The organism is Frankia sp. CcCS3, assembly GCF_977927575.1.
This window is the reverse complement of record NZ_CDWRCL010000170.1, coordinates 6,379-9,856: the sequence shown is the minus strand read 5'-3', so window position 1 is coordinate 9,856 and position 3,478 is coordinate 6,379. Positions and strand designations below refer to the sequence as shown.

Here is a 3,478-nt window from a genome sequence, read left to right as displayed (position 1 = left end):
TGGGCTGGCGGTCGCGGTCCTGGCGGCGCTGCTCGCCGGTGCGGGCCAGCTCCTCGTCTGCGCAGAATGCGCAAAAAACCATTTATTCACAAAACTTGCCGACTTGCCGGCTAGTTCGTAGCGTTTTTGGAAGGGCGGCAAAGCCTCCCGGCCGGAAGAGCTCGGACGGACTATCGCCCAGCGGATGAACGATGTGGATGAACGATTCGGAGGTGGCGGGATGACGTCCATAGCCGCGGGAGCCGCGGGCAAGCCGCCGGTGAGCGGTGAGCCAGCCGAGGGTGCGTTCGACCACCCCTCGTCCCGGCAGGGCCAGGGCCCCGGAGATTTTCCGGCCGGGGTTCTCCCGGGCGGTCTCGACGGTGGCCTTCAGGATGGTCCATGACCCCCGCGGGCCGGACCCCGCCCCGCGACGCGCCCTGGACCCTGGCGGTCACGCCCTTGTCCTTCCACCGGTCGAAGAAGCCGCAGACCGCCCGCCACGCCGGGAAGCCCGCCGGCAGCGCCCGCCACACGATCCCGTTGCAGGCCACGTACCGGAAGGCGCCCACGATGCCCCGGCGGGCCCGCCCCGGGCCGGCCGCCCCTCGGCACCGGCGGCAACACCGCTTCGGCAACCACCCACCCGGCGTCGCCCAGACCCGACCAGTACCGGTATGTACCTACCACGGCCAGCCCCCGCCGCCCTCACCCCCACCCCAACCCCACCAACATCCACACCAGCCTTCCATCGCGCTCCGTACACACAAGAAGATCTAAAACAGGCTCTGACCGAATGGACCGAATGGGTTGTCCTCCTGCCAATCCGGCAGGGACCGGATTGGCAGGAGGCACAGATAAAGATGGATGCCTCGCTGATCACCATCTACTCTCGGCGGGAAAGATACCCGACGAACCGGGTACCCATGGCTCGACCGAGCGACCACACGATGGCAGAAGACCTTGATCCTTACGTTGATCAGCGAGTTTCGACCGAGCTGATTCGCGGAGCGGTCGCGCGGAGGATGCCCATCGAGGTCCACGGTGTGTACCCGGCCCATTTCACTTTGGTTGCCACGGCGTTGGGCCGACGGGTGCAACAGCCGCTCGGCTCGAATCAGCAGCCAGACAAGATACTTAACGGCGTGCGGCCTGAACTGTTCAAAGCACACGATCCTTACGGCCGGGAGGTGCTATGTATAGCGGTGCCTCCAGGACGTGACTACGTGATTCACTACGCCAGCCTTGTCGCACACGTGATGAACCGGTACACTCGCCATACCGAGCAGTTGCTGCGGGTGTGGTATTATCCGGATGCGGAGCATTCAATCGCCGAATGGACGGGGATTAATGAATCGCTCGTCAACGGTGCTGAAACTGTCGTATTCGGCAAGATTGAATTGCTTTCCGACATTCTTAGTGATGCTGGTTATTACCGTATCGGGCATCAGGAGACATCGTATTATGTTGCCTCGACCTTCAGCCGACCAAGGGGCCGGCGAATCACCTTGCTGGGGGTGCGGTTCAGTTACTGGGGATCTATCGGTGGCCGGCTGGCGCGGCAATGCTGCAAATTTGGTGTCCGCGAGATCATTTATGTAGGGAAGTTGGGGGCACTCGACGAACCGAAGGATATCTACAACAGACTTTTCGTGCCCTCGCGATACGGGTTGCTCTCCGGCGTACGGGTGCGCCAGATATCGGACGGGCCGCCGAATCTGCTTCTCGATCGAGTTCCGGCGCTGGACAGTGGCCTCCATATATCGGTGCCGACGGTGCTGGAGGAGGATCACGTCCAGCGTGAGGTCGCGCGACTGCTAGGCGCACGGACGATAGACAACGAGCTGGCACAGATGGCATTGGCTGTACACGAGTGGAATATCGACACTGGCGGATCGGTGTCATTCAGCGGGCTGCATTATGCGACAGATTACTTGCGCTGCCACGAGGAAACCGACGTCAAAGTAGCGCACTCGCTTGCTTCGGGCCGTGACCTTGAAGCTCGCCGTAAACGTCGATGCGTGGAGCGATTCATCGGCCATTGCCTAGGCAGTTACTTCGCAGACAAGGCGGTGGCCGAGAAATGACGGGTTTCACGACGTCGGACCAGTGGTACCTCGACCCGCGGCTAAGCAGCTTGGCCGCTCCTGAACGGCGCTCCCATCCCCGCAATGTTTTGGACCTCTCGCGCAACGAACTGATCCACCCAGCGCTCGATCCGTTGATGGCCACGGTGCTGCAGAAAATTCCACCGACGGCCGCGACCAGATACCCGATCTACTCAGAACTCATCACCGAACTGGCCGATGTTGTGGACTGCTCTCCTGAGGAATTGGAGATCTTCCCCGGATCCGACGACGCGATAGGAGTGATCATCGACGCGTGTGCCGCCAGACCAGGCTCCTTGATCCTGCAGGATCCCACCTATCCGGCCTACCGGTATCACGCCCAACTGCGAGGCATCAACGTTCTTCCTTGGCTGCCGCGGCCCGGCGAGCTGTCCTTCGTGGTGGACGACGCCATGCGGGCGATGGAACGCAGGCCGTCGACCGTCCTCGTCGTGACGGACCCGCACGGCATGCTGGGCAGGTCCCTCGACGAAGAGGCCATGATGGCCCTTGCCGCGGTGGCCGATCATCATGGAAATCTGCTCGTGATCGATGAGTGTTATCAAGCCTTTCGTGGGGAAGGCAGACCCCGGCACTTCTGCGGATGTGACAACGTGCTAAGGATCGGATCGTTTTCCAAGAGTGCCGGGCTGGCCGGGATGCGTCTGGGTTACGCCATCGGCGCGCCATCGATTGTAGAGTACCTCCGCAAATGGGGTCGGGCTCGCGCTGTGTCCGGCGTTACTGCCTGGGTGGCACTTGAAATGTGCCGTAACCACAAGAAGGAGCTCGACTCGATCCGGAAAGACATCGTCGACGGGCGCGAGTGGCTTGCCGGCCAGGTGGCCGGCATGGAGAAAAGCATTTCGCCGTTGCCAAGTGACGCCAACTTTCTCACCGTGGATGTCGGCGAACCGGACGATGCACGCTGTCTCAAAGAGCATCTCATCAGGAAAGGCGTGATTGTCCGTTCTCATGCAGATTGCGTAGGCTTCGCGTCACTACTTCAGTTCACCGCCGCGCCGGTATCCCTGCTGCATCAAGTTGTCCAGGCGCTGACGGATTTTGACGCCATACAATAAATGCGATCACGGAAGGTATCCGATGATAAGGGAAACCGTCGCCGCCGCATACAAGGACTATGTTCGCGAGACCTGGGCACAAGGAGATTACGCTAAACTTGCCACACGCGTAATGCCGATCGCTGAACACCTGTGCCAGAGCGATGACATTCAACCCGGCAAGGCTGTGCTGGACGCCGTGACCGGATATCGCTATCGCGGAAGCACGCCGGGTACTGCGGCCCGGGGGTGTCGTGGGGCTAGCCGGATTCACGCCTGGAAGCTACTTTGGAGTCGAAATGAAATAACTTGCGCGTTTCGAACCCTCCA

The 3,478-nt window shown here is 61.2% G+C and carries 3 protein-coding genes; 2 read left to right on the top strand and 1 reads right to left on the bottom strand.

Features of this window, described 5'->3' with window-relative positions; translation table 11 throughout:
- Positions 1-170: 170 nt before the first annotated feature.
- Positions 171-617 (bottom strand): transposase, encoded by a 447-nt coding sequence (locus AC08OQ_RS14400; protein WP_476604943.1) that lies wholly within the window; start codon positions 615-617, stop codon positions 171-173.
- 225 nt (positions 618-842) lie between these two features.
- Here AC08OQ_RS14400 and AC08OQ_RS14395 point away from each other — a divergent pair, with 225 nt between their 5' ends.
- Positions 843-2,066 (top strand): hypothetical protein, encoded by a 1,224-nt coding sequence (locus tag AC08OQ_RS14395; RefSeq protein ID WP_476604942.1) that lies wholly within the window; start codon positions 843-845, stop codon positions 2,064-2,066.
- A complete protein-coding gene (locus AC08OQ_RS14390; RefSeq protein ID WP_476600033.1) occupies positions 2,063-3,169 on the top strand; it encodes an aminotransferase class I/II-fold pyridoxal phosphate-dependent enzyme in 1,107 nt (368 codons plus the stop codon). Before AC08OQ_RS14395 ends, AC08OQ_RS14390 begins: the two co-directional genes overlap by 4 nt.
- The last annotated feature ends 309 nt before the right edge of the window (positions 3,170-3,478 follow it).